Source organism: Actinacidiphila guanduensis, from assembly GCF_900103985.1.
Taxonomy (GTDB): Bacteria; Actinomycetota; Actinomycetes; order Streptomycetales; family Streptomycetaceae; genus Actinacidiphila; species Actinacidiphila guanduensis.
Map to the genome: position 1 here is coordinate 149,927 of NZ_FNIE01000014.1, position 26,997 is coordinate 176,923.

Sequence of the window (26,997 nt, forward strand, 5' to 3'; positions counted from 1 at the left end):
GCGCTGTCAGCCTCCGCAGTTCTCGTCGAGCACCGCGGCGCGCAGGCCCGCGCACGTCTCGCGCAGCAGGCGGGAGACGTGCATCTGGGAGATACCGAGGGCCGTGGCGATGTCGCGCTGCTTCATGTCGGCGAAGTAGCGCAGGTAGAGCAGGCTGCGCTCGCGTTCGGGGAGCAGGACGAGCCGGTCGCGCACCGACTCGCGGTCCACGACGCGCTCCAGCGCGGGGTCGGGGCCACCGACGGCGTCGTGCAGGGTCGCGGCGGTCTCGCCGGCGGGCCGGTCCAGGGACAGCGGGGACAGCTCGGCCGCTGCCGCGAGCGCCTCCCTGACCTCGTCCTCGGGCAGGCCGGTGTGTTCGGCGAGGGCAGCGGGCTCCTCGGTGCCCAGTTCGCGGCAGGCCGCGCGGACCCGGGACCGCAGCTCCTTGACCTGGCGGGGCACGTGCACGCTCCACACGTGGTCGCGGAAGTGCCGCTTCAGCTCGCCGTCGACGGTGGGGACGGCGAAGCTCGGGAAGGCCGACCCGCGTGCCGGGTCGTACCGGCGGACCGCCTTGACCAGACCGAGCGCGGCCACCTGCCGCAGGTCGTCCAGGGGTTCGCCGCGGCCGCGGTAGCGGCGGGCCAGCCGCTCGGCCATCGGCATCCACACGACGACCAGCCGCTCGCGCAGCGCCTCGCGCTCCCCCGGCGCGGCAACCGTCAGCCGGCGCAGCAGCTCCGCCGACTCCGCGGGCTCGTCGTGCCGCCGCACGAGAGGGCGCTGGTGCATCGGTGACCTTCCCGTGGCGGTGTGCGGGCGGGGGGACGGGCGGGCGCACCGCCGCGCGCGTCCAGTCTGCGCCGGTCACGACCGGCGGGCACCGCTTCTCCCTCGGACGGCCCACGAGCAGGACCCGCATGGTCGAGAGCGCGCCGGGCGTGCGGCGCCCGGGGGCGCGCTCCCTGCGTCGTCGCCCTCGCCCCGGCCGCGCCGTCGCGACGGGGCCTCATCGCCCGGTGGAGCCACCGCGGCGCAGCGGGCCCCAGGAGCGGGAGGCGCGTTCGACCTCCTCGGTGGCCTCGTCGATCAGCTCGGGCGCCAGCAGGGCGACCGGACGGGCCGAGCCGACCAGCGGCTCGTTGTCGGGGCCGCGGCCCTCCTCGTGGCCGGTGAGGACCCAGGCACCGACACCGGGCCCCTTGTCGGCCCGCAGGTGCACATAATCGTAGAGCCGGCGGGCCACCCACAGCCGCGGCGAGCGGTCGCCCCACCAGGGCTCGACGGCGAGCGGGCTCGCCGACAGCCCCGGCAGCGGCACGCCGGTCAGGTCGTCCATGCTGGCCGGGCCGCTCAGGTCCTCGCCGGGGCCGCGCGACCAGCGCACGTACAGCGGCTCGCCACCGGCCACCAGGTCCACCAGCTCGCCGAGTTCATGGAGCACGGGCAGGTCCGCCTGCCGCTCCACCGTATCGCCCACTGCCGCCGACCTCCTGCCGCCCTCTCGCGCCAAAGCCCCGTTCACGGCCCGCCACCCCGTCTCAGCCGGTGAGCACCGGCGGGAAGCGGTCCCAGACCCGGTGGGCGGTGAGGAGTTCGGTGAGCCGGGCGAGGACCGCGGCCGTGTCGCCGCTCACCACGCCCGCGGAGCCGGCGGCCAGGCCCACCGCGGTCAGCACCGCCTCGCCCTCGCCGACGGCGCCGATCGCCTTGCCGTGCCGATAAGCCTCGGTGACCAGCAGCAGCACCCGCGGATCGAGGTCGGTGACGGCGGCGGTGTCCTCGTCGGCCTTGGCGTCCCGTACGGGGTGCGCGTCGGCGGCGGGTTCGGGCGCGTCGGCGAGGACCAGCGCGTCGAACTCGATCGAGCGGGCGGTGGCGAAGGTGCGCTGCACGCCGTCGCCGCCGGTCGGGGCCACCACCAGCGGCACCATCCCGGCCGCGTGCACGCCCTGCCGCAGCTCGGCGGTGTCCTGCCCGGGGTCGGCGACGACGATGCCGACGGTGCGGCCGTCCAGCGGCCAGGTGCGGCCGAGCTGGGACAGCGCCGGGCTCGGCTCGGGGTCGGCGAGCGGCACCTGCGGCGCGGGGGCGGGCAGGCCGAGCCCGGCGGCCACGGCGGCGCACAGCTCGCCGTCGATGTTCGCCAGCACCTGCAGCCCGCGCTCCTTGATCGCCTGCTCGTAGCACTTGCCGAGCTCGAAGGTGTAGGCGGCGGTGATGTGTTCGCGCTCGGGCGAGGTCATGCTCCGCCAGAACAGCCGGGGCTGGCTGAAGTGGTCGTCGAACGAGGCGGCGGCGTCGCGTACCTTGCGGGACTCGGGCACCGGCACGGGCGCCTCGATGTAGCCGCCGGCGTCCGCGCCGGCCAGGAACGGGCAGCCGCCGTCGAGGGAGTTGGGCCGGTAGGGGGCCACCCCGCGGTGCACGGCCGTCTGGTGCATGCCGTCGCGCAGCATGTCGTTGACCGGCGCGTGGGTGCGGTTGATGGGCAACTGCGGGAAGTTGGGGCCGCCGAGCCGGGTGATCTGGGTGTCGACGTAGGAGAAGAGCCGGCCCTGCATGAGGGCGTCGTTGGTGACGTCGATGCCGGGCACCAGGTTGCCGACGTGGAAGGCGACCTGCTCGGTCTCGGCGAAGTAGTTCGACGGGTTGGCGTTCAGCGTGAGCAGCCCGACCGGCTGCACCGGGGCGATCTCCTCGGGCACGATCTTCGTCGGGTCGAGCAGGTCGATGCCCTGGAAGAGCTGGTCCTCGGTGTCGGGGAAGGTCTGCACGCCCAGCTCCCACTGCGGGTGGGCGCCGGACTCGATGGCGTCGGCGAGGTCCCTGCGGTGGAAGTCGGGGTCGATGCCCGCGGCGAGCTGCGCCTCCTCCCACACCAGGGAGTGCACGCCCAGCTGCGGCTTCCAGTGGAACTTCACCAGCGTGGTGCTGCCGTCGGCGGCCACCAGGCGGAAGGTGTGGACGCCGAAGCCCTCCATCATCCGGTAGGAGCGCGGGATGCCGCGGTCGGACATGTTCCAGAGGGTGTGGAAGGTCGCCTCGGTGTGGAGGGTGACGAAGTCCCAGAAGGTGTCGTGGGCGCTCTGCGCCTGGGGGATCTCGCGGTCCGGGTGCGGCTTGCCGGCGTGGATGACGTCGGGGAACTTGATGGCGTCCTGGATGAAGAAGACCGGGATGTTGTTGCCGACCAGGTCGAAGACGCCCTCGTCGGTGTAGAACTTCGTGGCGAAGCCGCGGGTGTCGCGCACGGTGTCGGCCGAGCCGCGCGAGCCGAGGACGGTGGAGAAGCGGACGAACACCGGGGTGCGGGCGCCCTCGGCCAGGAAGGCGGCGCGGGTGATGCGGGTCGCGGTGCCGTAGGACTCGAAGACGCCGTGCGCGGCCGCGCCCCGGGCGTGCACGACCCGCTCGGGGATGCGCTCGTGGTCGAAATGGGTGATCTTCTCGCGCAGGTGGTGGTCCTGGAGCAGCACCGGGCCGCGCGGCCCGGCCTTGAGCGAGTGGTCCGTCTCGTACAGCCGTGCGCCCTGGGCGGTCGTCAGGTAGGCCCCGCCCTGGGCGACTCCTCCTTGGTCGGTGCCGGTCTCCTGGCCGGTCGGGCTCACCGTCTCCGGGCCGGACTGGTCGGCCTTGGGCGGCAGCGGCCCGCGCGGCTCGGTGGGCTCCTCGTGGCTCGGCGGCTCGACGCCCGGCGCTCCGGGGATCTGCGGGTCCTTGCTGCTCACTGTCTGCTCCTCGGGGGTGCGCGGTGGGCGCCCGACGGCGCGAGGCGGCCGGACGGGACGGGGAGAACGGGCCGGTGCGGCGGCCCCGCGCCTCCCGGGCAGCGGGGAGGGCGCGGGGCATGCGGTGCCGGTCTGGAGGACACCGGCACCTGCCGGGTGCCCCTACGGCGCGGCCGGAACCGCCCGGGGCCGGAACTTCCGCCGGATGGCGGGCGCCAGCAGGGGGCCGGTCCTCGCCGGTGGGCGGACCGGCCCCGGCGCGTCACAGGACGGGGCGGCCACCGGTGACGGCGAGGCGGGCACCGGAGATGTAGCTCCCCTCGTCGGAGGCGAGCAGCACGTACGCGGGGGCCACCTCCGCGGGCTGGCCGGGGCGGCCGAGCGGGGTGTTCGTGCCGAACTGCTCGACCTTCTCCGGCGGCATCGTGGAGGGGATCAGCGGTGTCCAGATCGGGCCGGGGGCCACGCTGTTGACGCGGATGCCGCGGTCACCGAGGAGCTGGGCGAGGGCCGCGCACATGTTGGCGATGCCCGCCTTGGTGACGTCGTAGGGCATCAGCGCCGGGCTCGGGGTGTCGGAATTGACCGAGGAGCTGCCGATGATCGAGGCGCCCGGGCGCATGTGCGGCACGGCGGCCTTGGACAGGTGGAACATCGCGCTGAGGTTCGTGGCCAGTGTGTGGTCCCACTCCTCGTCGGAGATCTCCTCCAGCGTGGTGTGGGTCATCTGGAAGGCCGCGTTGGAGACCAGGACGTCGATCCGGCCGAACTCGGCCACGGCCCGGTCCACGACCGCGCGGCAGTGCGCGGGGTCGGCGAGGTCGCCGGGGACGAGCACCGCCTTGCGGCCGGCCTCCTCCACCCAGCGCGCGGTGTCGCGGGCGTCGTCGTCCTCGTCCAGGTAGGAGATCAGCACGTCGGCGCCCTCGCGGGCGAAGGCGATGGCCACCGCCTTGCCGATGCCGCTGTCGCCGCCGGTGACGACCGCGGCCTTGCCTTCCAGGCGCCCCGAGCCGCGGTAGCTCTTCTCGCCGTGGTCGGGCCGCGGCTCCATGGGGGCGAGGGTGCCGGGCGGTTCCTGCTGCTGGGCGGGCTGGGTCATGGGGGTTCCCTCCGCTGTTCTGTGTGCTGTGTGCTGTGTCGTGCGGCGAGCCGCGGTTCCGGCCCGGCGCCGGGCCGGCGGGGCGCGGCGGCTCGTCCAGCGGCTCGGGTACCCGCTCGGAGGGCGCCAAACAGCGGCCGCGCGGTTCACGGCTGCGGCCGGTGCCAGGGCCCGAGCGGGATGCGTCGCGCGGGGATCCCCGGCACCTCGGGGTAGGGCTTCTGCTCCGGCACGGGCGCGGTGCTGCCGCCCGGCGGGCTCTTGCGCGGGGCGGTTTCCCGCAGCCGCCGCAGCCGGGCGGTGAGCAGCCGGATCACCGGTGTGCGCTCGCGGTGCGCGCACTCGTACCGCAGCAGCGCCTCCACCTGCGCGCGGTCCAGGTCGGCCACCCGGCTCTCGATCGCCCGCGTGGTCAGGTGCGGGTAGTCGGGGAGGGGGAGTTCCTGCGTATGGGGCTCGGGCAGCGCGTCGTCGAACACCTGATCATCACCTCGGGAAGACGTCCAGCAGCGCTGCTACCCCGCCGCCGCCCGTCCGAACAGCCCCCGAACGCCCCGTTACGCCCGCCGTCCGCGGGTATCCGCCGGGCCGTACGCATCGGCGGCCGCGCACGGCGGCCGGAACCGGAAGAGGAGCGGAGACGGCATGGCGGACAACGGGCGGACCCGGCGGCGCAGCGCGCTGGTGACCGGTGGCGACTCGGGGATCGGGCGGGCGACAGCGGTGCGGCTCGCGGCCGACGGGCTCGACGTCGGCGTCACCTGGCACACCGACGAGGAGGGCGCCGAGCGGACGGCGGACGAAGCGCGCTCGCACGGCGTACGGGCCGAGACGGCCCGCCTCGACCTGGGCGACCTGCCCGCGGCCGCGGACGCGGCGGACGACCTGGCCGACCGGCTCGGCGGCCTGGACGTGCTGGTCAACGGCTCCGGCACCGGCACGGCGACGGCGTTCCTCGACCTGGACCTGGCCACCGTCCGGCACGTCCTGGACGTGGACCTGCTCGGGCCGTTCCTGCTGGCCCAGCGGGCGGCCCGGCGGATGATCGCGGGCGGCCGGGGCGGGCGGATCGTGAACATCACCTCCGTCCACGAGCACCAGCCGCGGGTGGGCGCGGGGCCCTACTGCGCGGCCAAGGGCGGGCTGGGCCTGCTCACCCAGGTGATGGCGCTGGAGCTGGCCGAGCACGGCATCACCGTCAACGCGGTGGCCCCCGGCGAGATCGCCACGCCCATGACCGGCCAGGAGGACGCCGACGTCACCCGGGCCGACCGGCCGGGCATCCCGCTCGCCCGGCCCGGCGACGCCCGCGAGGTGGCCGCTGTCATCGCCTTCCTCGCCTCGCCGGACGCCTCCTACGTCACGGGCGCGTCCTGGGCGGTGGACGGCGGCATGCTCCGCATGGGCCCGATGGCGGGCTCGCACCTGACGTCGAATCAGTGGCGCGAGCCCTGACGGCGGCTCGGGCGCGGTGCCGGAGCGGCCCCGGACCTTTCCGGACTGCCGCGGGCCGATGTCCGCCTCCGCCGGGGCCCCGGAAGCGGCCTGTCACCGGAGGGCTCCGGAAGCTGCCGGGGGCACTCGGCTTGACCTCGACGCGCGGATTCCCCGGCCGCACACCGACCTGCCGCGGATTCGCCCGCGCGGGTACGGCCGGCGGCCGCCGGGTTGCCGGGCTGTCGGGTTGCCGGCACAGGATGGGGGCCGGGGGTGCCGGCACAGGTCCGCCCATACCCGGGCCCGGGCTGGCCGCTCCGGCTCGCGCCCGGCGCCCGGCTCACAACTGGCGGCGGACGCCTGCCTCGCGTTCGGTGCGGTGGACCTGGTGGGCGAGCCCGCCCTCCAGCGAGGTGCGGGCCCGGCCGCGTCGCCCGATCGGCAGCACCGTGTGCTGGGCGCCCTCCTCCAGCAGCAGGGCGAGGCCGCCGTAGAGGGCGAACGCGCCCAGGGCGACGCCGAACCAGCCGGCCACCGTCTGCAGCACCTCCGCTCCCCCGGCCTGGTAGGCGCCGACGAGCACGAAGCGGCAGGCGCCGATGAGCAGCAGCACCCCGAACAGCGGCTTGCCCTGCAGCGAGGCCGCGCACAGCACGAGCATCAGCGGCGCGACCGTCAGCAGGAACACGGCGAGGACGGGACTGGGCGCCCCCGGTGTGCCCATGGCCATCGTCAGCGCGCTGCCCGCCCAGACCCCGGCGAACACCGCCAGGGCGCAGGCCGCCCCGGCGTCGCGGGCGAGGAAGGCGAAGACGGCGGCCAGCAGCTCCAGCGGGACGGCGTAGACCAGGACGAGCAGCATCAGCGCGGAGGTCTGGCCCTGCGGGACCCAGTGCAGTTCCAGGGCGGTGAGCAGCACGCTCGCGGTGCCGAAGGCGAAGAACCCGAGCGGCAGGCTGCTGGCCACGGGCCGCAGCACGATCCGGGTGGCCCGCGCGGCGGGGGCGTCGCCGTCGGGACGGGTCTGTTCGGACACGGTGCCTCCTGGGTGTCGTGTGGGCCGGGTGCCTCATGGCGGCTTCCGCCGTCTTCCGCCGTCTTCTGCCGTCTTCCGGTGCCTTCTCGGCGGGACACGCCCGGCGCCCGCCCTGCGCTCGGCGGTCGCCGCCGACGCGGAGATCGCCGTGGTGGGTGCCGACCGCCGGGCCCCCGGCCCGCAGGACCTGCGACGGTCCGCGGACGGCGAGGGCGACGGCGGCAGCGAGAATGCGGCGGACGCGCTGGCCCGCAGGGCCGAGGAGGCGCTGCCGGGCGGCTTGGGCGCCCTGCCCCGCTGGGCGTACGACACGGGCGGTCAGGGAAGCCCGGGCTGACCGCGGCCGGCCCGGGCCGCATGTCCGTACGGTCGTACGGGCGTGGCCGACCGCATGAAGTCGACCGCATGAAAGAGCCGCCCCCACGGCAACCGTGGGGGCGGCTCCTTTCTGCTTCATGCGGCGTCTGCTTCACGCGGCCGCTGAGCCCGCGAGGGCCGCGTTCTTGCTTCACGCCGTCACGGAGCCTGCGCGGGTCGTGGCTCGGTCGCGGGTCAACGGCCCATCGCGTCGCGGACCTTGTCCATCATCGCTGCGAACGGGCCGGTCAGCGCGACCATTCCGGGCTTGCCCGCGGCGGTCGGGTGCGGGTGGCTCGGGGCCATCTTCTCGGCCGCTTGGAGGCGTTCGCCCATGGTGTGCCGCTCCTCCTGCGTGCAGCCGTGCAGGATCGCCGGGAACTCCTCGGCCTCCTCGCTGTCCGCGTGGTCGCCCACCGACTTCTCGAACTCCTTGATGGCGGAGGTGAATTCGGCGCTGTCGACGTCAAGGCCCTCCAGGTGCTTGAGCACTTCGGCGGCCTCGGCCTCCTCGGCGTTGCGCGCGTCCGCCTCCTGCGAGCCCGCGGTCCGCTTGGCCACCGGCCGGACGATCAGCTCCTCGGCGACCTCGTGGACGGCGAGCAGCGCCCGCAGTTCGTCGAACGCCTTGCGGCGCATCTCGCCGCTGGTGGTGCCGATGGTGGCGAACAGGTCGCGGATACGGGCGTGCTGGGTGAGCAGGACAGCGATCACGTCGCCGTCGGGCAGCTTGGCCGCCTCGGTCCGTTCCATGGTGGCCGAACTCATCGTTGCCTCCTGGTGCGTTGCTCTCTGTTCGTGCGTGGTTCGTGCGGGTGCCGCGTAGTGGCGGCCTCGTGGTCCCGGGTCCTCGGGGGCTCGGGAGCGCTTTGGATGCCTCTCGGATGACCGCTGCCGTGCGCGGCAAACGCCTCGCCGGCCGCGCGCCCGGATCACTCCTCCGCCAGCAGCTCCGCGCGCAGCCGGGTGCACAGCGCCGACAGCCGCCGCGAGATGTGCATCTGGGAGCAGCCGAGTTCGTCGCCGATCTGCTGCTGGGTGCGCTCCTCGCCGAAGCGGAGCCGGAGCAGGAGCTTCTCCTGCGGTTCGAGGCGGGCGAGGAGCGGGGCGAGAGCGCGGCAGTTCTCGAACAGCTCCAGCTCGCGGTCCTCGGTGCTCAGGGCCCGGGCGTAGCGCCGGGTGTCGGGGCCGGGCCCGTCGGTGTCGCCGCCAGGGCTCTCGGCGGGCTGGGCGTCCAGCGAGGCGGCGGTGTAGCCGTTCGACGCGGACATCGCCTCCACCGCCTCGGCCACCTCGACCCCCATCTCCGCGGCGAGTTCGGCCGCGGTGGGCTCGCGTCCCTGCCGCGCCTCCAGCCGTTCCTTCGCCTTGGCCAGCTCCACCCGCAGTTCCTGCAGCCGGCGCGGCACATGGACCGCCCAGGTGGTGTCCCGCAGGTGGCGCTTGATCTCGCCGCGGATGTACGGCAGCGCGAAGGTGGTGAACTCCGTGCCGCGGGCGAGGTCGAACCGGTCGATCGCCTTGATCAGGCCGATCACCCCGGTCTGGAAGATGTCCTCGGCCTCCTCGGGACCGCGGTGCCGGAAGCGGCGGGCGGCGAAGCGCACCAGCGACTGGTTCATCTCGATGAGTGTGTTGCGCACGTACTGGTACTCCGCGGTGCCCTCCTCCAGCTCGCCCAGCCGGCGCAGGAACGTCCGCGACAGGGTGCGGGCGTCCTCGGGGGCCACCTCCCCGGCGTCTCGGACCCGCGGCAGCGGATCGGGGGTCCCGCGGGGCGGTGTCTCGAGGGTGGGGACACAGTGCTCGCTCATGTGCTTCCTCTCTGCGCCGCGAGTGGCGGCGCGTGTCCGCCCGCGTACGACGGGGTGGGCGGACCGGGCGAGCCGCTCGGCCCTGGGCTGAGGCGGGTCTCGTCCGCATCCCGTCCGGCGGTCCTCCGCCTCTCCGCCCCCGGTGCTCGGGCGGAGTGCGCAGGCACGCGATCACGGCGGCCTCGGGCCGGCGCGGACGTGCCTCTGCTCCGAAGCACGTCCCACGCCTGTCCCACCCGGCCCTGCTGAAACATGGCATCACACCAAGGAGCGCCCCGCCCGGTGAGCGGACCGGAAGCCGCGCCCGCCGGCCGCCCGGGTCAGCGGTGCCTGCGCCGCCGGAGGCGGGTGCCCCGCGGGCGGGCGGGCAAACGGTGTACCACGGGCATGCTCCGAGGCCGTGGGGGCACCCGCCGGACATGGACCATTCGCGCGCTCCCATCCTCGAAGCGCTCGCCGACTACCACGCGAGCGGGCAACTGCCGTTCACCCCGCCGGGGCACAAGCAGGGCCGCGGCGCCGATCCGCGGGTGCGGGAGACGCTGGGGCAGACGGTCTTCGCCCATGACGTGCTCGCGGTGGCGGGCCTCGACGACCGGACCTCCTCCGGGCATGTCCTGCAGCGGGCCGAGGAGCTGATGGCCGATGCCGTGGGCGCCGACCACACGTTCTTCTCCACCTGCGGCAGTTCGCTGTCGGTGAAGGCCGCGATGCTCGCCGCCGCGGGTCCGCACGAGAAGCTACTGGTCAGCCGGGACGCCCACAAGTCCGTGGTGTCCGGGCTGATCCTCGCCGGCATCCGCCCGATCTGGGTGGAGCCGCAGTGGGACGGCGACCGGCACCTGGCGCACCCGCCCACCCCGGAGTCCTACGCCAAACGGCTGGCGGAGCACCCCGACGCCCGCGGCGCCCTCGTCACCAGCCCCACCCCGTACGGGACCTGCGCGGACCTCGCGGAGATCGTCCGGGTCTGCCACGCGGCCGGCGTGCCCGCGATCGTGGACGAGGCGTGGGGCGCCCACCTGCCCTTCCACCCCGACCTGCCGACCTGGGCGATGGACGCCGGCGCCGACGTGTGCGTCACCTCCGTCCACAAGATGGGCTCCGGGCTGGAGCAGGGCTCGGTCTTCCACCTCAGGGGCGACCGGATCGGCGTCGACACGCTCGCCGCCCGCGCCGACCTGCTGGGCACGACCAGCCCCTCGGTGCTCCTGTACGCCGGGCTCGACGGCTGGCGGCGGCAGATGGTCGAGCAGGGCCGCGACCTGCTCGACCGGGCGCTGGTGCTGGTGCACGGTGTGCGCGGCCGGATCGCCCTGATCGAGGGCCTGCACGTCGAGGGACGCGAGGACTTCTGCGGCGAGGGCCGCGCCTTCGACATGGACCCGCTGCAGGTCTTCGTGGACCTGTCCGGACTGGGGATCACCGGCTACGCGGCCGCCGACTGGCTCCGCGCCCACCACCGGGTCAACCTGCACGTGGCCGACCACCGGCGGATCAGCGCGCAGTTCACCCACGCCGACGACGAGGCCACCGCGCAGCGCCTGGTCGACTCCCTGGCCGACCTCTCCCGCCACGCCGCCGATCTGCGCCCGGCCGGCACCGTGGAGGTCCCGGACCCGGGCGATCTGCGGCTGGAGCAGGTGGAGCTGCCCCGCGACGCCTTCTTCGGCCGTGTCGAGCAGGTCCCCTGGCAGCAGGCCGAGGGCCGTATCGCCGCCGAGATGCTGACCCCCTACCCGCCGGGCATCCCCGCGGCCCTCTCCGGCGAGCGGCTGAACGCGGCCGTGCTGCGCTACCTGCACAGCGGGGTGGCGGCGGGCATGGTCGTTCCGGACGCTGCGGACCCCCACGTGGAGACGATCAGGGTGCTGGTGGAGGAGTAGCGGCGCGGCCAGGCCGTACGAACGGGTCCGGAAGGGGTCCCGGTCCGCCTGTGGAGGGCGGATCGGGACCCCTTCGCGCGCCAGAACCCGTTCATGCGATCCGATGCGCCGGCCAGGATCCCTTCTCACGCCATGCCACGCACCCTCACGCCCCTTGGGGGCCCTCCTTGCCCGCGCCGCCGCCGTTCCCGTGCTGGAAGCGCTCCGCCGCCCTGTCGTTCAGGGCGCTGCCCCATGCGCGGAGGCGGGCGGCCACGCGGTGGCCCGCGGCCGGGTGGCGGATGTCGTGGCCCTTGGTACGCGGCACGCCGCCGCCCGCGGAGGCCGCGGGGGGCTCGGGGGCGGCCGGCGCGTCAGGGAGGGCGCGGGCGAGGGCGCCCGAGAGGCGGGTGGTGGTGACCGGGGCGATGCCGTGGAAGAGGTCGGCCGCCTTCGCCGCCGGGGTCAGCACCACCCGGGGGCGCCGCCGCTGCACACCGCGGACGATCCGGGCCGCCGCCCGCTCGGCGTCCATCGAGAGCACGGGGGTGCCCGAGAGCGCCGAGAACCACGCGAACTCCTGCTCGGCCTGCCCGCCGAACTCCGCCTGCAGGTGCGAGTCGGTGCGCATCAGCCCCGGGTGCACGGCCGTCACCGAGACCCCGGCCGCGCCCTCCTCGGCGTGCAGTCCCTCGGCGAGGGCCGCGACCGCGGACTTCGCGCAGGAGTAGGGCAGCAGGTGCGGCACCCCGAGCAGGCCGCCGACCGAGCCGACTGGCCCTGGAGCCAAAGGGCGCGCCGGTGTCGAAAGGGAGAACACGCGCAGGCCGTGAGGTACGAGCGGCCGAGCATGATCGACCGTCGACACCGGGTCGAAGCGACCGGAGGCGGAAGGGCGGCAAAACAGGCGAGCCGGCCGCCGGCGGGGCTGTCGCGCAGATGCGGGAGGGCGGCCAGGCAGGTGTGGAGGGTGCCGTCGAAGATGGTGGCCATGGCGGCGTCGAAGCCGTCCAGGCCGACAGCCTCGGCGGGCCCGACCTGGATGACCCCGGCGTTGGCGATCACGATGTCCACGCCGCCGTGTGCCGCCGCGGCACCGTCGAGCAGGTCGGCGACCTGCTCGGGGCGCCGGACGTCGCACACCTGCGTCCGGACCGAGGCGTCATGGCGGGAGAGCAACCGGTCGGCGGCGTGCTCGAGTTCGCCGGCGTCCCGGGCCGCGATGGTCACCGCGCAGCCGCGCGCGGCGAGTTCGTCGGCGATGAGCAGGCCGAGGCCGCGTGACCCGCCGGTGACCACGGCGGACAGCCCGTCGATGGGCTCGGGCGCGAACGGTCCGAACGAGCTGAGCGAGCGGAAGGGGTCGCCGCGGCGCTTGGCCGCGGGCGGAGCTGTCGTCATGTCGACTCCTCAACGAGGGTGTCCGTACGGGCGGTCGGCTCCCGCGGGACCGGACGCGTACGGCCGGGGCGGGGCCCCGCGCGCGGCGGGACCCTGCCCCGGCGCGGCCGGCCCGCACCGGCTCAGCGGGCCCCTTGCCGGGCGGCATGTGCCGCGCGAGGAGCAGCCGCGCCGCCGGACGGCACGCACCGGCTCGGCCTCAGCGGGCCTCGGGGCCGCCCGTGCCCGCCGTGGTTGCGGTGCCGTAGCCGGCCTGCTCGCCCGAGCCGGGCGGCATGGCGCCCTCGCCGCCGAGGCCGATGGCGACCTTCGTCCAGCCGGACTCGCGGCGGTCGAAGGAGGTGTAGGCGTCCACGGCGTCCTGCGTGGCGGACCAGCGGGTGATCAGCGGGGTGGGGTCGAGGGCGCCGGTGGCGACCAGGGAGACGAGGTGCGGGACGTAGGCGCGGTGGTTGCAGTTGCCGGACTTCAGCGTGAGGTTCTTCATGAACGCCTCGCCGAAGGGATACGTCTCGACCTGCGGCGGATAGACGCCGACGGTGCCGATCGTGCCCGCCTTGGCCACCGCCTGCACCGCCCAGCGGGCCGCCTGCGAGGGCGCGTTGCCGGGCACCCAGGTGTCGCCCTTCGGTGCCGCCTCGGGCGCGGCCTGCTCCCGCTCCCGCTCGAACTGCTCGCGGTCGGCCTGCTCGGCGGCGGGCCCGTGCGCGGGGCGCTGGGCGTCGACGCCCACGGCGTCGATCACCCGGTCCGCGCCGATCCCGCCGGTCAGGTCGCGGATCGCCGTCACGGGGTCCTCGGCGTTGAAGTCGACGGTCTCGGCGTGCTGGCGGGCGGCCAGGTCGAGCCGGTCGGGCAGGCCGTCCACGAGGATGATCCGCCCGGCCCCCTGCAGCCGCGCGCACGCGATCGCGGCCTGGCCGACGGGCCCGCCGCCCAGGATCGCCACGGTGTCCCCGCGCCCCACCTCGGCAAGCTTCGCGCCGAACCACGCGGTCGGGTAGATGTCGGAGAGCAGCACGGCCTGCCCGTCGTCCACGGAGTCCGGCAGGGGCACCAGCCCGGTGTGCGCGTAGGGCACACGCGCGTACTCGGCCTGCAACCCGTCGAGCCCCCCGGCCGCCTCGGGCCCGCCGAAGAAGACGGTGCCGGCCAGCGGCCCGCCCGGGTTGGCGTTGTCGCACTGCGCGTAGTAGCCGGCCCGGCAGTACGAGCAGCTGCCGCACGCCACGGTGGAGGGCACGACGACCCGGTCGCCCGGCCGGAAGTTCCGCACCCCCGGGCCGACCTCCTCGACCACGCCGACGGCCTCGTGCCCCAGCACCCGCCCCTCCTTCATCCCGGGCATGGTGCCGCGGGCGAAGTGCAGGTCGGTCCCGCAGATGGCCGATGTGGTGATCCGCACGATGGCGTCGAAGGGCTCCTGCACCTTGGGCTCGGGCACGTCGTCGAGCCGGACGTCCCCCACTGCGTGCCAGACGACAGCCTTCACGGTTCTCACTCCTTCCCCGCCCCGCGGGCGGGACTCGGGTCCACGGCCGCGTTCGGGTGCTCCGCGGCGCCGGACCCTGCGGCTAACCCGAGGGAAGGTGCGGTAAACGGTCCTGCGGGCACTCGTGCCGGGCGCCCCGCCGCCCACCGGCCCACCGGCAGTTTTCGGACGGCGCGGCAGGGTAGCCGGGGCGTATGACCGACGTCGGCGGAATCACGGCGCTTGCCCCGGTATGTTCCCGCGGGCCCTTCCCCGTCCGCTCCGGCCCGCGCCGCTCGCCCGCCCCGCCGGGCTGACCGCCGCGAGCCGTCCCCGACCCCGCCGTACCGCCCCTGTCCCGAGGAGGATGCCGTGCTCCCCACACCCGCCGCAGTCCCGCTGCCGGCACCCGAGTGCAGCCGGGTGGTGGGCCGGTGACGGCCGCCGCCACCGGGGTCGCCGCGGTGCCCCCGCTGGGCCGGCTCTGGCGGCTGCCGGGCGTCTACCGGCCGCAGGCCGACAGCGCGCTGCTGGCCGCCGCGCTGCACCGCGAGGTCGCCCCCGGCGCCGACGTGCTGGACATCGGTACCGGCAGCGGTGCCCTCGCAGTGTTCGCCGCCCGGCTGGGCGCCCGGGTGGACGCGGTGGACGTCTCCTGGCGCGCGCTGCTGACCACCCGGCTGAACGCTGCCCGCGCCGGGCATCGCGTCCGGGTGCGCCGCGCGGACCTGTGCCGCCCGGGTACGGGGCTCGGCTCGCGCACCTACGACGTGGTGGTCAGCAACCCGCCCTATGTTCCCGCGCCGAACTCCTGGCCCGGCGGCCACAGTTCGGCCCGCGCCTGGGACGCCGGGCACGACGGGCGGCGGGTGGTGGACGCGGTGTGCAGCCGGGCGGCCGACGTCCTGCGGCCGCAGGGCGTGCTGCTGATGGTGCACTCCGGGCTGTGCGGGCCCGAGCGCACCCTGGACCGGCTGGCCGCGCACGGCCTCACGCCCGAGGTCCGCGCGACCGCCCGGGTCCCCTTCGGCCCCGTGCTGCGCTCCCGCCTGCCCTGGCTGCGCGCCCAGGGCCTGCTCGAACCGGGCGAGGAGACCGAGGAGTTGGTGGTGATCCGTGCCGAACGACGATGAGCGCGAGGCCCGTACGGCAACGGGCGATGTGCATACGGCCGGCGACGGCGGCGGGCCCGGCTCCGGCGGGAGCGGGAGGCGCCCGGCGGAGGCGGCTGCCGCTCCCGCCGGCCCCCGCCCCGGACACACCCCGGCTGCGGGCGGCGCCACCCGGGTCAGCGTCGAGCGCGGCGGCCCCCTCCTGGTGGAGGGACCCGTCGAGTTCGTCGCCGAGGACGGCACCCGCGCGTACTCCGACCGCTTCCGCGTGGCGGTGTGCACCTGCCGGCGCAGCCGCACCTACCCCTGGTGCGACACCAGCCACCGCGCCCATGAGCGGCCCGCCCGCCCGCACAAGGAGGAACAGTGACCACGGCCGCGCCCCCCGCCCCCGCCCTGCCGCGCGCCCGCGGCGAGCTGTCGGCGTGCGTGCTCGCCGCCCTGCGCGACCCCGAACTGCCCGTGCCCGACCTGCGGGAGCCCATCGCGACGGCCGAACCGTACGGCGACGACCTGCAGTTGGCCCTCTACGTCCTCTACGAGCTGCACTACCGCGGCTTCGTGGACGTCCCCGACGACCGCGAGTGGGACGTGACCCTGCTGGCGTTGCGCGGGCTGATGGAGGAGCGGTTCCTGGCCGCGCTGCGGCAGGACGTGCCGGGCGGGCGCGATGTCGAGGAGGTCTTCGGGGAGTTGCTCACCGAGCCCGCCGACACCTCGGGTTCGGTCTCCCACCACCTCCAACGCGGTGGGGACCTCGGGGAGTTGCGCGAGTATGCGGCGGTGCGCTCGCTGTACCACCTCAAGGAGGCCGATCCGCATGCGTGGGTACTGCCCCGGCTGCACGGGCGGGCGAAGGCGGCGATGGCGGCCGTGGAGTACGACGAGTTCGGCGCCGGCCGCGCCGACCGCGTGCACGCCCGGCTCTTCGCGGACCTCATGGCGGACCTGGCGCTGGACCCCGCGTACGGTCACTACCTGGACCGCGCCCCGGCGCAGGCGCTCGCCGTGGTGAACCTGATGTCGCTGTTCGGCCTGCACCGCTCGTTGCGCGGCGCCCTCGTCGGGCACTTCGCCTGGGTGGAGGTGACCTCCTCGCCCGGTTCGCGGCGGCTGGCCGAGGCGATGCGGCGGGCCGGGGCGGGCCCGGCGGCGCAGCACTTCTACGACGAGCACGTCGAGGCCGACGCAGTGCACGAGCAGGTGGTCCGGCACGAGGTGATCGCCGGCCTGCTCGCCGACGAGCCCGCCCTCGCCCCCGACGTGGCCTTCGGCGCCGACGCCACCACCTTCGTGGAGGACCGGCTGGGCGCCCATCTGCTGTCCGCGTGGCGGTCCGGCCGCTCGGCCCTGCGCCCCGAGCCGGACGAGGGCGGTGCCAGGTGAGTGGGCCGGAGGAGTACGACGCGACGCCCTTCCTGCCCGCGCGCGGCGGCCTGCCCGCCCACCGCAAGGCGGCCGCCGAGTGCCGGGGCTGCCCGCTGTACGGGCCGGCCACGCAGACCGTCTTCGGTCAGGGCAGTCCCGAGGCGCGGCTGGTGCTGGTGGGCGAGCAGCCCGGGGACCAGGAGGACCGGCAGGGCGAGCCGTTCGTCGGCCCGGCCGGGCGGATGCTGCACAAGGCGCTGGCGGAGGCCGGGCTCGGCGATGAGCCGGTGTGGGTCACCAACGCCGTCAAGCACTTCAAGTTCAGCCCCGGTGAGCGCAACCGGCGCCGTATCCACAAGCCGCCGAGCATGAGGGAGATGCGCGCGTGCCGGCCCTGGCTCACCGCGGAACTGCGGCTGGTGGACCCGCGGGTGGTGGTCGCGCTGGGCGCCACCGCGGGCAAGGCGCTGATGGGGCCCTCGTTCCGGGTGACCGCCGACCGCGGCACGCCCCTGCCCTGGCCCGGGCACCAGGACGCGCCCGACCCGGCCGCCACGGCCGCGGACCGCGTGCTGCTCGCCACCATCCACCCCTCGGCGATCCTGCGGGCCGAGGACCGCGACGCGGTGTACGCGGGTTTCGTCGCCGACCTGCGGGTGGCCGCCGGGCTGCTGGAATGACCACCGCCTGAGTCCCCTGCGGCGGCCCTGGCGGCCGGCTCCCTGTTTTCCCGCCGCTGCTTCGGGCACCCGCGAAGGCGGAAAGGGGCGGCCCCCGTGCGACGGGCCGCCCGGCACCTGCGAGTCAAGGAGAGCGGACGTGAAGGCTGTCGTGTACCGGGGTCCCTTCGAGGTGTCGGTGGAGAACGTGCCCGACGCGCGTGTCGAGCAGCCCAACGACGCGGTCGTCCGGATCACCACGAGCAACATCTGCGGTTCCGACCTGCACATGTACGAGGGCCGCACCACCGTCGAGGAGGGCACCGTCCTCGGCCACGAGAACATGGGGATCGTCGAGGAGGTCGGCCCCGGCGTCACGCGGATCAAGCCCGGCGACCGGGTCTCGGTGCCCTTCAACATCGCCTGCGGCACCTGCCGCAACTGCGTGGCCGGCTGGACCGCGTTCTGCCTGCGCACCAACCCGACCGAGGGCGTGGACGGCGCCGCGTACGGCTACGCGAACATGGGCCCGTACGCGGGCGGCCAGGCCGAGTACCTGCGGGTGCCCTACGCGGACTTCAACCTGCTGGAGCTGCCGCCGGGCGAGGAGCACGAGAACGACTTCACGATGCTCTCCGACATCTTCCCCACCGGCTGGCACGGCACGGAGCTGGCCGGTATGAGCGCCGGTGACCGGGTGGCGGTCTTCGGCGCCGGCCCGGTGGGCCTGCTGGCCGCGCACAGCGCGCTGATCCGCGGCGCCTCTGAGGTCTACGTGGTGGACAAGGAGCCCGACCGGCTGGAGCTGGCCGCTTCCATCGGCGCCACCGCGGTGGACTTCTCCGAGGCCGACCCGGTCGAGCAGATCCTGGACGCCACCGACGGGCACGGCGCCGACTGCGGCGTGGAGGCCGTCGGCTACCAGGCGCACGACCCCTCCGGCCAGGAGCATCCCGAACTGGTGCTGGACAACCTGGTGAAGTGCATGCGCACCACGGGCGGCATCGGCGTCATCGGCGTCTACATGCCCTCCGACCCCGGCGCCGCCGACGAGGGCGCGAAGGAGGGCCGGATCGGCTTCGACTACGGCACCTTCTTCACCAAGGGCCAGCGGATGGGCACCGGCCAGTGCCCGGTGGTGCGCTACAACCGGGGCCTGCGCGATCTGATCATCAGCGGCACCGCCAAGCCGTCCTTCCTCGTCTCGCACGAACTCGGCCTGGACCAGGCCCCGGACGGCTACGCGCACTTCGATCGGCGCGACCACGGCTGGACGAAGGTCCTGCTGCGCCCCTCGCTCGCCCAGGCCGCCTGATCCCCGCCCGATCGCCCGACCGCGCTCAGGAGTCCACGGCCGTCTCCGCCGCCGTGAGGTTCGCCTCCAAGGCGGCGAGGGCGTCCAGGATCTCGGCCCGGCGGGGCGCGGACAGCGCCCCGGCGGTCAGGCGCTCCAGCTCGCCCCAGGCGTGCTCGACCTTCGCCCGCAGCGGCAGGGCGGCCGGTGTGGCCTCGACGATCACCGCGCGCCGGTCGGTGGGCGACGGGCGGCGCGCGACCAGGCCGGCCCGCTCCAGGCGGGTGATGCTGCGGGCCATGGTGGGCGCGTCGGAGCCGAGCGAGGTGACGAGGTCCACCTGCCGCTGGGGGCCGTCCTGCCACAGGGCCATGAGCACCAGCTCCTGCCCCGGGCGCAGGCCGCTGTCCCGCAGCAGCCGCGCCACCAACGCCTTGTGCAGCCGGGCCGTGCGGAAGACCGCATGGCTCAGCGGACCCACCGCCGCCATCCCCTGCTCGCTCACGCCCCCAGCCTAGCGGAGGAAAAAGTTGTCCGGACAAGGAATGCTCACGGGGGTGGGGGTGTTCGGGTGGACAGGGTCGTTCGCCGGACGGCCCACATGCGACCACAGGAGCCATGCCATGCGCGCAGTCACCATCGACACTTTCGGTCCGCCGAGCGTCCTGCACCTTACGGAGGCCGCCGAGCCGGCTCCCGGGCCCGGGCAGGTCCGGGTGCGGGTGCACCTGTCCGGGGTCAACCCGCTGGACGCCAAGATTCGTTCCGGTGTCGCGGCCAAGCAGTTCCCGACGCCGCTGCCGGCCGTCCTGGGCTCGGAGTTCGCCGGCACCGTGGCGGAGGTCGGCCCCGGCGTCACCGGCGTGGCGGTCGGCGACCGGGTCGCCGGCTGGCCCGACGCGCCGGTCGGCAGCTACGCCGAGTCCGTGGTGAGCAGCGGCTTCGTCCGCGTCCCGGACGGCCTGGACCTCGCACAGGCGGCCGCGCTGCCGGTCGCGGCGAACACCGCCGCCCGGGTGCTGGACGAGCTGGGCGTGGCGGCGGGCGAGACCCTGCTGATCCACGGCGCCAGCGGCGCGGTGGGGAGCATCGCCGTTCAGCTCGCGGTTGCCCGGGGCGTGCGCGTGATCGGTACCGCGGGCCCGGCGAGCCAGGACCGGGTGGCGGGCCTGGGCGCCACCGCGGTGGAGTACGGCGAAGGCCTGGCCGACCGGGTGCGCGCCGCGGCGCCCGACGGTGTGGACGCCGTCCTCGACGCGGCGGGCACGGGCGACCTGCCCGTCCTGGTGGAGCTGCGCGGCAGCACCGACCGCGTCGTCACCATCGCCGACCCCGCCGCCGCGTCGGTCGGTGTGCCCTTCAGTGCGGGCGGCAAGCGCGACCTGGGGGCCGTCTCCGAGGTGCTGGAGTCGGCGGCCGCCGGGCGGATCACGGTGACCGTCGGCCGGGTCTTCCCGCTCACCGAGGCGGCCGCGGCGCACGAGCTGATCGAGACCGGGCACGCGGGCGGCAAGGTGCTGCTGGAGGTGGCGGGCTGAGCCGAGTGGGCCGAGCCGGCCGGGCGGCCGGAGCGGCCTCCTGTCGTGTGGGCCCGTACGCGCGAACGTACGGGCCCGCACGGCGTCTTGCCGCGGTGCCGGGGCATCTTCCGGCGGCCCGGGCGGGCTCAGGCGGGCGAGAGCCGGTGGAGGGCGGCGCCGCCCGCGGGCAGGGCGAGGTCGAGTTCGGCGGGCCGTCCGGCGTCCCGGTAGGTGTTCTCCGCCGGGACGAAGCGGGCCACCGCCCGCACGTGGGCGCGGTCGATACCGAGCTGGATGCGGGCGGGCGCGTCCGGGTCGCGGTTGACGGCCAGCAGGTAACGGGTGCCGTCGTCCTCGGAGTTGCGGAACAGGGCGAGGACGCACGGGTCGCCGGTGGCGGAGGTGAGCTGCTCGCCCGGCGTGAAGGGGGCGGCGCTCGGCGGCAGCGGGGTGTCGTTGGCGTGCTGGACGGACTGCGAGACCAGCGGCTTGAGTTGGCGGCCGACCGGCTGGAGCCAGTCGCGGTTGAGCGCCTTGGCCGCGGCGTAGAGCGGGGTGCGCTTGCCGTCGGTGGTGATGAGGGCCTGGGTGAAGCCCTCGCCGCGGGCCGGGTCGGGCGTCCAGTAGGTGAAGTACTGGATGCCCTTGCAGCCGTAGGCGAGGGAGATGTTGGCCTGCCAGGCGAGTTGGGTGGCGGTGGGCACGCGGTGGCCGTCGAAGCCCACGGACTGGATGTAGGTCCAGGCGGGCAGCCCCGACCGCAGGGACGACTCGCGAAAGACGGCCCAGTTGTCGAAGTAGTTCAGGTCGATGCCGTCGGCGAGGATCGGGTAGCGGTCGAAGGAGATCAGCGGCGGCCGGACGGTGTCGATGTAGTCCTGCACGAAGGCCGCGTAGGCGGCGCCGTTGCCGGGCCACAGGTTGGAGTACGGCAGCAGGTCCGGGGCGAGCGTGCGCACCGTCGCGGTGAGCGCGCCGACCGTGGGGAAGCGGTCCTGCGCGGGCTCGTCGTAGACGTTGAAGCCGGCGAAGGAGGGGTGGCCGGTGTAACTGCCCAGCGCGGCCCGGACCCAGGAGGCGGTGTCGGCGGTGGTGAGCGAGGAGGGCACGCTGCGGTCGTCGGTCACCGTCAGGTAATGCGCGATGGCCTCCACCCTCGGGTCGCCGGCGATGAGCACCTTCAGGCCCGCCTGGTCGGCCATCGCCAGGGCGTAGCCACCGCTCTGCTCGTCGAACTGGTAGTTGCCGGTGATCAGGAAGGTGAAGCCGGCGTCGGCGATCTCCTGGTAGCGCTCGGCCGTGGTCTGGAAGGGGTGCGGCGGCCAGAACAGGCCGATGGGGAAGTCGGGGCCGCCGGTCAGCGGCAGGTCCGCGCTGCTCACCGAACCCGTCTGCCGGGTGGGCGACGTGAGGGCCGCCGCCGGGCCGGCGGCGGTCGCGCGGGCGGCCGCCGCCCCGCTCGCGGCGAGCACGCCGGCGCCGATTCCGGCCGCCTGCAGGAGGGTTCGGCGGTTCAGCGGGTGCGGTGCGGACGAGGGGTGCTGCTCCGACATGGCCTACTCCGATCGTGGAAGCGCAAGGGCGGGAGCGCGACGAGGGTGGCTTCAGACGCGGTGGTACGGCAGCGGGTGGGGTGCGGCGGGCGCACGCGGAACTCCGGCGAGGGCTCCTGCGGCGCCCGCCGGCCGCGGCGGACGCAGACATGCTGGCAGACAGTGATGATTCAAACAACCATCGCGCACACATCTGATGAATGAATCATGCAGCCGCCTCCGTGCGGCAACTCCCGTGTTCGTGCCGGGCGTTGCTCAGCGCGCGCGGCGGCCCTTCACGCCGTGCTGGGCCGCGATGTGCCCGGTCAGCGCCATGGACGCGCTCGCCCGCGCGTACGTCAGCTGCGCCACGCGGACGTAGAGGCAGTCGATGAGCAGCAGGACCGAGTGGCGGGCGCCGATGCTGCCGGAGCGGAAGCTGGTCTCGGCGGTGGTGGAGACCAGCCGGATCTCGGCGGCGCGGGCCAGCGGCGACCTCGGATCGGCGGTGACCGCAATGGTGGTGGCGCCGCGCTCGCCGGCCAGCTCGAAGGGCTCGACGGTCTCGCGGGTGGCCCCGGAGTGGGAGATGGCGATGGCGGCGTCGGCGGGCGTCAGCAGCGCCGCCGAGGTGGTGGCGGCGTGCACCTCGTTCCAGCCGCGCACCGCGCAGCCGATGCCGTAGAGCCGCAGTTCGGTCTCCACCGCCACCACGCCGCTGCCGCCCACCCCGTAGACATCCACCCGCCGGGCCCGCGCGACCGCCTGGGCGGCCCGCTCCAGCGCGGCCAGGTCGATCGTGTCCAACGTCCGCTGCACGGCGCCGAGATCGGCCTGCGCGACCACCGTGACCACCCGCTCCAGATCGTCGTCCGGCGAGATGTCCGGCCCGATCTCGGAGGTGCCCCAACTGGTCCCGGCGCCCCGCGCGCCCTCGCGGGCCAGCTCGATGAGCAGGTGCTGGTAGGAGTCGAGGCCGATCGCCCGGCAGAAACGCGTCACCGAGGGCTGCGAGGTGCCGGTGCGGCGCCCGAGTTCGGCCGCCGAGCAGCCGATGACGGCGGCCGGGTCGGCAAGGATCAGCTCCCCCACCTTGCGCAACGACCCCGTCAACCGCGGCAGTTCGGCCCGGATCAGCGCGGTCACGTCGGCGCGCCCGCCGGTGCGGCCGTAGCCCTTGGCGTCCATACGGCTCCCCGATCGCTCACGCCCGTTCCGGAATGTGCCGCGATTATGGCATTCAGCCGGGCGGGGGCGCAGCGGCTCCCGCATTCACCCCGCGCCCAACGGCCGCACGCCGGGCGGCTGCTGGGCCCGTACGCACGCGGCGAGCGTACGCGTACGGCGCCCGGCGCGGGTCCGGCGGGCCTTGCGCACCGGCTGCGTACCCGCGTCAACACGCTGCGTGCACACCGGTATTGGCCGGGACGGCGGCAACGAGAACGCACCACCGGGGTGTTGGGCCGCACGGTCGTGATGACGCTACTCTCGTGACCCTCACAGCGCCTGCCCGCCGGCCCGGGGGTCCTCCCGGCCTGCGGCTGCGCCGTCGTTGCCGCGTCCTGCCCGGCCGGCTTCCGCGCGACGGCATCCGGCGCGTGGGCCCCGGCGGCTCGGCCCGACGTCCGGCGGCACGGGCAGCACCACGGGGAAACGGGCCGAACGACTGCCGGACGAACTAGGGCCAGGGCTCCTGCACCAGGGGCAGCGCGAGGGGCGGAACACGTGGACGACCACGACGGCACGGGTATACCCGGCGACGACAAGGGAGCAGCGGAGCAGCCGCGACCGCACACCCGCCGGGCGCGCGTCCCCGCGCCCCGCACGAAGGCGACCCCCCGCGCCACAGCTGCGCCCGCCACCCGCCGCGCCACCCCGTCGATCCCCCGCCAGTCGGCACCCGCCGCGGCGACATCCGAGGAGGGTCCCGCGGAGCAGCCGAACGGCCCGAAGGGCAGGGGGAGTTCGGTGGCGGAGGCGGCGACGCCCGCGGCCGGCAAGGACGCACGCCCGCCGGCCCCGGCACACGAGGGCTCCGCCGACCGGCCGAACGGCCCGGAAAGCAGGGAGAGTTCGGTGGCGGAGGGCGCAGCCGCGCCCGGGGCACCGACAGCGAGCACAGCGTCCGAAGGTGAGCCCGCGCAGGCGGGCAACGCCGCGGCAGCCGCCACGAAGAAGGCACAGGCCGACACGGCACAGGCAGCCGACGCGGCCACCCGGCCGGCCCGGAGCCGGGGCGGCCAGGCGGACGCGGCAGCGACGGGCCCCCACGCGAGCAGCGCGGCTCCCGCCGACGCATCCTCCGAGCCGACGCAGTCCCCGGCCGCGCAAACGGCAAACGCCGAGTCGCCGGACAAGCCGAACCGGGCGGAAGAGGCTCAGGCGTCCGCGGCCACGCCGAGGGAGGCCGGGGCACCCGGCAAGCCGACGCAGGGGCAGGACGTCCCGGCCGACGCGGCGGAGGCCACAGCCGCACCAGCGACGGACGGCTCCGCGCCCGTCCCCGGCACGTCGACGCAGGGGGAGAACGTCCAGGCGGACGCGGCACAGGCCGACGCCGCTCAAGCAGACGGCGCCAAACCGGCGGACGCACCGGCCCCTGACAAGCCGGTGCAGGAGCAGGCCGAACCCGAGGCCGGGCGGCCGTTCCTCGCCTCGCGGATCCGGCGGTTGTCGAACGTCATACCGGCCCTGGGGACGAGGGCCACGAAGGCGAAGCCGCTGTCGAAGGGCGTCCCCGCACGACCCGCACGACCCGCGATGCCTGCCCAGCCCATGCGCCCGGCACAGCCCGCCGTTCCGGCCCAGCCCGCCGAAGCAGCGCCCGGGGATGTCGACAAGGCGGCACCGGTGACCCCGGAGGCAGCGAACCCCGCCGGGTCGGTGTCCGCCACCACCGCGCCCGCGGACGGCGGCAAGACCGCACCGGCCACGCCCGCGGCACCGCCAGCCGCGCCGGACGACGCCGCCCCGGCGAACGCCGAAACGGCCACCCCGGCCGGTCAGCCTGTCCCCGCGGACATCGACAAAGCGACACCCGTATCCCCGGCCCCCCGACAGGCCACGCCCGCCCGAAAGGCATCCGCGAGCAAGCCTCGTAAGGCATCCCCGGCCCGTCAGGCAGGTACGCCCGGCGCCAAGGCGACGGCGAAGTCCGACACGGCGCCCGCAGACGGCAACAAGACCGCGCCCGCCGGCACCACCGCACCGACAACCACGCCGGACAACACCGCCGCAAGCAGCGAGGCAACCGTGCCCGCCGACCAGACGGCAGCAACCAGCACCAAGGCAACGGCGAACCCCGGCACGGCAGCACCCGCCGACACGACGCCCGCAGACGGCGACAACACCGCATCCGCCGGCACCGCCGCACCGACAGCAGCCGCCGACCAGGCGGCAGCCACGTCGGGAAAGGCCGCCCCGGCAGGAGCCACCACCGCTGCCCCCGCCGACCAGGCCGCAGCGAACGGCGCCGAGGCGACGGCGGTCTCCGCCGCGACGCCCGCCGAGGGCGCGGCAGCCGTTCCGGACAAGGCCGCATCCGCGCAAGCGGCCGACCCGACGGCCGAGGCCGCAGCCGGCGAGGAGCCCGCCCAGAGCAAGGCCGCCGCAGGCGCCGGCAAGGCCGTACCCGCCGCGGACGACGTGGCCGTACCTGCCGAAGGCGACTCGGCGGGAGCGGCCGGCACGGCGGCACCCGCAGGGGCCGTACCCGCCGGGCAGAAGGCGGCCGCCGCCCCCGCGGGCAAGCGGTCCAAGGCCCCGCGCAAGGGCGCCGTCAGCGCGACCGTCGGTGCCAAGGCCACCGATGCGCAACAGGCTCCGGCCGAAGGCGCGGACACGGCGTCCCAGGCGACCGGGGACCAGACCCGTACGACCGGCGAGGCCACGGCAGGCGAGGCTCGTACGACCAGTGAGGCCGCGGCAGGCGCACGTGCACACGACCAGCCCAGCGACACGGACGCAACCGCCGCACGGACCACGTCCGCCGCAAAGCAGCGCCGGTCGGCCGCCAAGCCCGCCGTGAAGGCCGTACGGAAGCAGCCGGGCACCCCTCGGGCCAAGGCCGTCGCCGCGGCAGCAGCCGAGGCCGTCGCTCAGGAGCAGCCCGGAACCGTCCCCGCCCAAAACGCCTCCGCCGCCGAGGGCACCGACGCCACCCCGCAGGCAGCCGCACCCGAAGCCGGGAGCGCCGTCTCACCCACCGAGGCAACCGCGCCCGCCACCCCGGACGCGGCCCCCGCCACCCCGGACGCCACCCCACCCTCCGCAACAGCCGCGCCCGCAAGCGAGGCCACCCCGGAACCCTCCGCACAGCCCGCCCAGGCCGAGCAGCCCGGCGCCGCCGAACCCGCCGCACCCACCAGCCCGCCCGCCCAAGGCGAACCCACCGCGCCAGCCGCCCAGGGCGAACCCTCGGAACCCGCGGCCCCCTCCGAACCCGCTGCCCCCGTGCGCGTGATCATCCCGCTCCAGCCGCTCACCCCGCCGGAGGCACCCGGTGGCGAGGGGGCGGGCCCCGCCGGCGAGGCGCCCAAGCGGTTCGGGCGGCGCGCCCTCGTCATCACGGCGGGAGCCGTCATCGCCGTGGTGGCCGTCGTCGTGGCCGTTGCGACCGCGGCCTCGGGGGGCGGCGACAGCGGCGGCAAGGACAAGGCGGCACCCTCCGCGTCCGCCTCGCAGGTGCAGGCGCCCGCGACCGTGCCCTCCGCCCCCGCGACCACCAGCGCCTCGGCGACCCCCTCGGCGACGGCCACCGCCACGACGCCCACCACCCCGCCGAGCCCCACCCTCAGCCCGAGCACGGCGGCCGCTCCCCCGGCCACCGCCGTCTCCTCACCGACGGCCGACCCGGTCACCACCGTGCCGAGCCCGCCCGACCGGGGCAAGGGCGCGGCCGGGCCCAAGGTGCAGTCCGTACGGGTCACCCAGTCCGGCTGCGGCACAGGCAAGCAATCAACCGCCACCGCGACGGTCGTCGTGAACTACGACGGGACGGCCGCCGGCACCCTGCGCCTGACCTGGTGGCAGGGCGCGAACCCGAGCCCGCAGGGGGCGGTGAGCCGGCCGACGCAGACCGCGCACTTCCCGAAGGGCTCGCACAGCTACACGCTGACCGACACCTTCACCTTCACGCCCGACGCGGCGCACCCGTACGTCGGCCTCAGCATGGCCACGACGCCGGGCGCGGCCGCCGGGAACGGCTCGTTCGCCCTCGTCTGCCACTGAGTCCGCGTCCGCCCCTGCCGCCGCGACCAGGCGGCGGGGGCACCGCCCGCGCCCGCGCGATACGAACGCGCGTGCGACCCTTGCATG

The 26,997-nt window shown here is 75.4% G+C and carries 23 protein-coding genes and 1 pseudogene; 10 read left to right on the forward strand and 14 right to left on the reverse strand.

All coding sequences use genetic code 11. The features are described from left to right. Positions 1-6 precede the first annotated feature (6 nt). From BLR33_RS27450 to BLR33_RS27470, 5 genes are all read right to left on the reverse strand, one after another. Positions 7-774, reverse strand: coding sequence for a SigB/SigF/SigG family RNA polymerase sigma factor (locus BLR33_RS27450; RefSeq protein ID WP_093787313.1), 768 nt, complete (start codon positions 772-774; stop codon positions 7-9). A 217-nt stretch (positions 775-991) separates the two neighbouring features. Continuing rightward, a complete protein-coding gene (locus BLR33_RS27455) occupies positions 992-1,462 on the reverse strand; it encodes a DUF6098 family protein (RefSeq protein ID WP_245771700.1) in 471 nt (156 codons plus the stop codon). Positions 1,463-1,523: 61 nt separating this feature from the next. Beyond that, positions 1,524-3,713, reverse strand: a complete 2,190-nt coding sequence (locus BLR33_RS27460; RefSeq protein ID WP_093787314.1) for a catalase — start codon at positions 3,711-3,713, stop codon at positions 1,524-1,526. Positions 3,714-3,975: 262 nt separating this feature from the next. Further along, a complete protein-coding gene (locus BLR33_RS27465) occupies positions 3,976-4,815 on the reverse strand; it encodes an SDR family oxidoreductase (RefSeq protein WP_093787315.1) in 840 nt (279 codons plus the stop codon). A gap of 146 nt (positions 4,816-4,961) precedes the next feature. Further along, positions 4,962-5,294 carry a hypothetical protein gene (locus tag BLR33_RS27470; RefSeq protein WP_093787316.1) on the reverse strand — a complete coding sequence of 111 codons (333 nt, stop codon included), beginning with the start codon at positions 5,292-5,294 and terminating at the stop codon, positions 4,962-4,964. A 166-nt stretch (positions 5,295-5,460) separates the two neighbouring features. On the opposite strand from BLR33_RS27470, the gene BLR33_RS27475 reads away from it, so the two are divergent. Beyond that, positions 5,461-6,270 carry an SDR family oxidoreductase gene (locus BLR33_RS27475; RefSeq protein WP_093787317.1) on the forward strand — a complete coding sequence of 270 codons (810 nt, stop codon included), beginning with the start codon at positions 5,461-5,463 and terminating at the stop codon, positions 6,268-6,270. A gap of 322 nt (positions 6,271-6,592) precedes the next feature. On the opposite strand, the gene BLR33_RS27480 is transcribed toward BLR33_RS27475, so the two are convergent. Further along, the gene (locus BLR33_RS27480; protein ID WP_093787318.1) at positions 6,593-7,288 is read right to left on the reverse strand and encodes a GPR1/FUN34/YaaH family transporter; all 696 of its coding nucleotides are present in this window, start codon (positions 7,286-7,288) and stop codon (positions 6,593-6,595) included. A 148-nt stretch (positions 7,289-7,436) separates the two neighbouring features. On the opposite strand from BLR33_RS27480, the gene BLR33_RS35670 reads away from it, so the two are divergent. Further along, a complete protein-coding gene (locus BLR33_RS35670; RefSeq protein ID WP_093787319.1) occupies positions 7,437-7,625 on the forward strand; it encodes a hypothetical protein in 189 nt (62 codons plus the stop codon). Between the two features lie 215 nt (positions 7,626-7,840). On the opposite strand, the gene BLR33_RS27490 is transcribed toward BLR33_RS35670, so the two are convergent. Next, positions 7,841-8,413, reverse strand: coding sequence for a hemerythrin domain-containing protein (locus tag BLR33_RS27490; protein ID WP_093787320.1), 573 nt, complete (start codon positions 8,411-8,413; stop codon positions 7,841-7,843). A gap of 164 nt (positions 8,414-8,577) precedes the next feature. Continuing rightward, positions 8,578-9,459, reverse strand: coding sequence for a SigB/SigF/SigG family RNA polymerase sigma factor (locus BLR33_RS27495; protein WP_093787321.1), 882 nt, complete (start codon positions 9,457-9,459; stop codon positions 8,578-8,580). Between the two features lie 419 nt (positions 9,460-9,878). Between BLR33_RS27495 and BLR33_RS27500 the strand changes: the two genes are divergently transcribed. Then, positions 9,879-11,345: an aminotransferase class I/II-fold pyridoxal phosphate-dependent enzyme gene (locus BLR33_RS27500; RefSeq protein WP_093787322.1), complete on the forward strand. Its 1,467-nt coding sequence runs from the start codon at positions 9,879-9,881 to the stop codon at positions 11,343-11,345. Between the two features lie 145 nt (positions 11,346-11,490). Here BLR33_RS27500 and BLR33_RS36795 read toward each other — a convergent pair whose 3' ends face one another. From BLR33_RS36795 to BLR33_RS27515, 3 genes and pseudogenes are all read right to left on the reverse strand, one after another. Next, positions 11,491-12,114 carry an SDR family NAD(P)-dependent oxidoreductase gene (locus BLR33_RS36795; protein WP_407639728.1) on the reverse strand — a complete coding sequence of 208 codons (624 nt, stop codon included), beginning with the start codon at positions 12,112-12,114 and terminating at the stop codon, positions 11,491-11,493. 188 nt (positions 12,115-12,302) lie between these two features. After that, positions 12,303-12,725: pseudogene (locus tag BLR33_RS36800) on the reverse strand (SDR family NAD(P)-dependent oxidoreductase); the annotation flags it as partial. A 199-nt stretch (positions 12,726-12,924) separates the two neighbouring features. Continuing rightward, positions 12,925-14,217, reverse strand: a complete 1,293-nt coding sequence (locus BLR33_RS27515; protein ID WP_093787323.1) for a zinc-dependent alcohol dehydrogenase — start codon at positions 14,215-14,217, stop codon at positions 12,925-12,927. A 413-nt stretch (positions 14,218-14,630) separates the two neighbouring features. Between BLR33_RS27515 and BLR33_RS27520 the strand changes: the two genes are divergently transcribed. From BLR33_RS27520 to BLR33_RS27540, 5 genes are all read left to right on the forward strand, one after another. Beyond that, positions 14,631-15,329 carry a HemK2/MTQ2 family protein methyltransferase gene (locus BLR33_RS27520; RefSeq protein WP_093787324.1) on the forward strand — a complete coding sequence of 233 codons (699 nt, stop codon included), beginning with the start codon at positions 14,631-14,633 and terminating at the stop codon, positions 15,327-15,329. Between the two features lie 28 nt (positions 15,330-15,357). After that, positions 15,358-15,678, forward strand: a complete 321-nt coding sequence (locus BLR33_RS37200) for a CDGSH iron-sulfur domain-containing protein (protein WP_093787382.1) — start codon at positions 15,358-15,360, stop codon at positions 15,676-15,678. Then, positions 15,675-16,694: an iron-containing redox enzyme family protein gene (locus tag BLR33_RS27530; RefSeq protein WP_093787325.1), complete on the forward strand. Its 1,020-nt coding sequence runs from the start codon at positions 15,675-15,677 to the stop codon at positions 16,692-16,694. The genes BLR33_RS37200 and BLR33_RS27530 overlap by 4 nt, the downstream gene beginning before the upstream one ends. Beyond that, positions 16,691-17,356: a UdgX family uracil-DNA binding protein gene (locus tag BLR33_RS27535; protein ID WP_093787326.1), complete on the forward strand. Its 666-nt coding sequence runs from the start codon at positions 16,691-16,693 to the stop codon at positions 17,354-17,356. The genes BLR33_RS27530 and BLR33_RS27535 overlap by 4 nt, the downstream gene beginning before the upstream one ends. A gap of 139 nt (positions 17,357-17,495) precedes the next feature. Continuing rightward, entirely contained in the window at positions 17,496-18,650 is a 1,155-nt protein-coding gene (locus tag BLR33_RS27540; protein WP_093787327.1) for a glutathione-independent formaldehyde dehydrogenase, read from the forward strand. Between the two features lie 25 nt (positions 18,651-18,675). Here the strand turns inward: BLR33_RS27540 and BLR33_RS27545 are convergent, their stop codons facing one another. Then, positions 18,676-19,134: a MarR family winged helix-turn-helix transcriptional regulator gene (locus tag BLR33_RS27545; protein WP_245771701.1), complete on the reverse strand. Its 459-nt coding sequence runs from the start codon at positions 19,132-19,134 to the stop codon at positions 18,676-18,678. 118 nt (positions 19,135-19,252) lie between these two features. Here BLR33_RS27545 and BLR33_RS27550 point away from each other — a divergent pair, with 118 nt between their 5' ends. Further along, positions 19,253-20,167 (forward strand): NADP-dependent oxidoreductase, encoded by a 915-nt coding sequence (locus BLR33_RS27550; RefSeq protein ID WP_093787329.1) that lies wholly within the window; start codon positions 19,253-19,255, stop codon positions 20,165-20,167. Between the two features lie 128 nt (positions 20,168-20,295). On the opposite strand, the gene BLR33_RS27555 is transcribed toward BLR33_RS27550, so the two are convergent. Beyond that, positions 20,296-21,702, reverse strand: a complete 1,407-nt coding sequence (locus tag BLR33_RS27555) for a hypothetical protein (protein ID WP_093787330.1) — start codon at positions 21,700-21,702, stop codon at positions 20,296-20,298. A gap of 255 nt (positions 21,703-21,957) precedes the next feature. Then, complete coding sequence (locus BLR33_RS27560; RefSeq protein ID WP_093787331.1) at positions 21,958-22,869, reverse strand: MurR/RpiR family transcriptional regulator; 912 nt, start codon at positions 22,867-22,869, stop codon at positions 21,958-21,960. A gap of 888 nt (positions 22,870-23,757) precedes the next feature. Here BLR33_RS27560 and BLR33_RS27565 point away from each other — a divergent pair. After that, a complete protein-coding gene (locus BLR33_RS27565) occupies positions 23,758-26,910 on the forward strand; it encodes a hypothetical protein (protein WP_143031765.1) in 3,153 nt (1,050 codons plus the stop codon). Positions 26,911-26,997 lie beyond the last annotated feature (87 nt).

Excerpts from the sequence above, each read along its gene's own strand:
- BLR33_RS27495 (WP_093787321.1), bottom strand. The coding sequence starts at position 9,459 with ATGAGCGAGCACTGTGTCCCCACCCTCGAGACACCGCCCCGCGGGACC.
- BLR33_RS27550 (WP_093787329.1), top strand. The coding sequence starts at position 19,253 with ATGCGCGCAGTCACCATCGACACTTTCGGTCCGCCGAGCGTCCTGCAC.
- BLR33_RS27490 (WP_093787320.1), bottom strand. The coding sequence starts at position 8,413 with ATGAGTTCGGCCACCATGGAACGGACCGAGGCGGCCAAGCTGCCCGAC.
- BLR33_RS27555 (WP_093787330.1), bottom strand. The coding sequence starts at position 21,702 with ATGTCGGAGCAGCACCCCTCGTCCGCACCGCACCCGCTGAACCGCCGA.
- BLR33_RS27500 (WP_093787322.1), top strand. The coding sequence starts at position 9,879 with ATGGACCATTCGCGCGCTCCCATCCTCGAAGCGCTCGCCGACTACCAC.
- BLR33_RS27465 (WP_093787315.1), bottom strand. The coding sequence starts at position 4,815 with ATGACCCAGCCCGCCCAGCAGCAGGAACCGCCCGGCACCCTCGCCCCC.
- BLR33_RS27560 (WP_093787331.1), bottom strand. The coding sequence starts at position 22,869 with ATGGACGCCAAGGGCTACGGCCGCACCGGCGGGCGCGCCGACGTGACC.
- BLR33_RS27475 (WP_093787317.1), top strand. The coding sequence starts at position 5,461 with ATGGCGGACAACGGGCGGACCCGGCGGCGCAGCGCGCTGGTGACCGGT.
- BLR33_RS27450 (WP_093787313.1), bottom strand. The coding sequence starts at position 774 with ATGCACCAGCGCCCTCTCGTGCGGCGGCACGACGAGCCCGCGGAGTCG.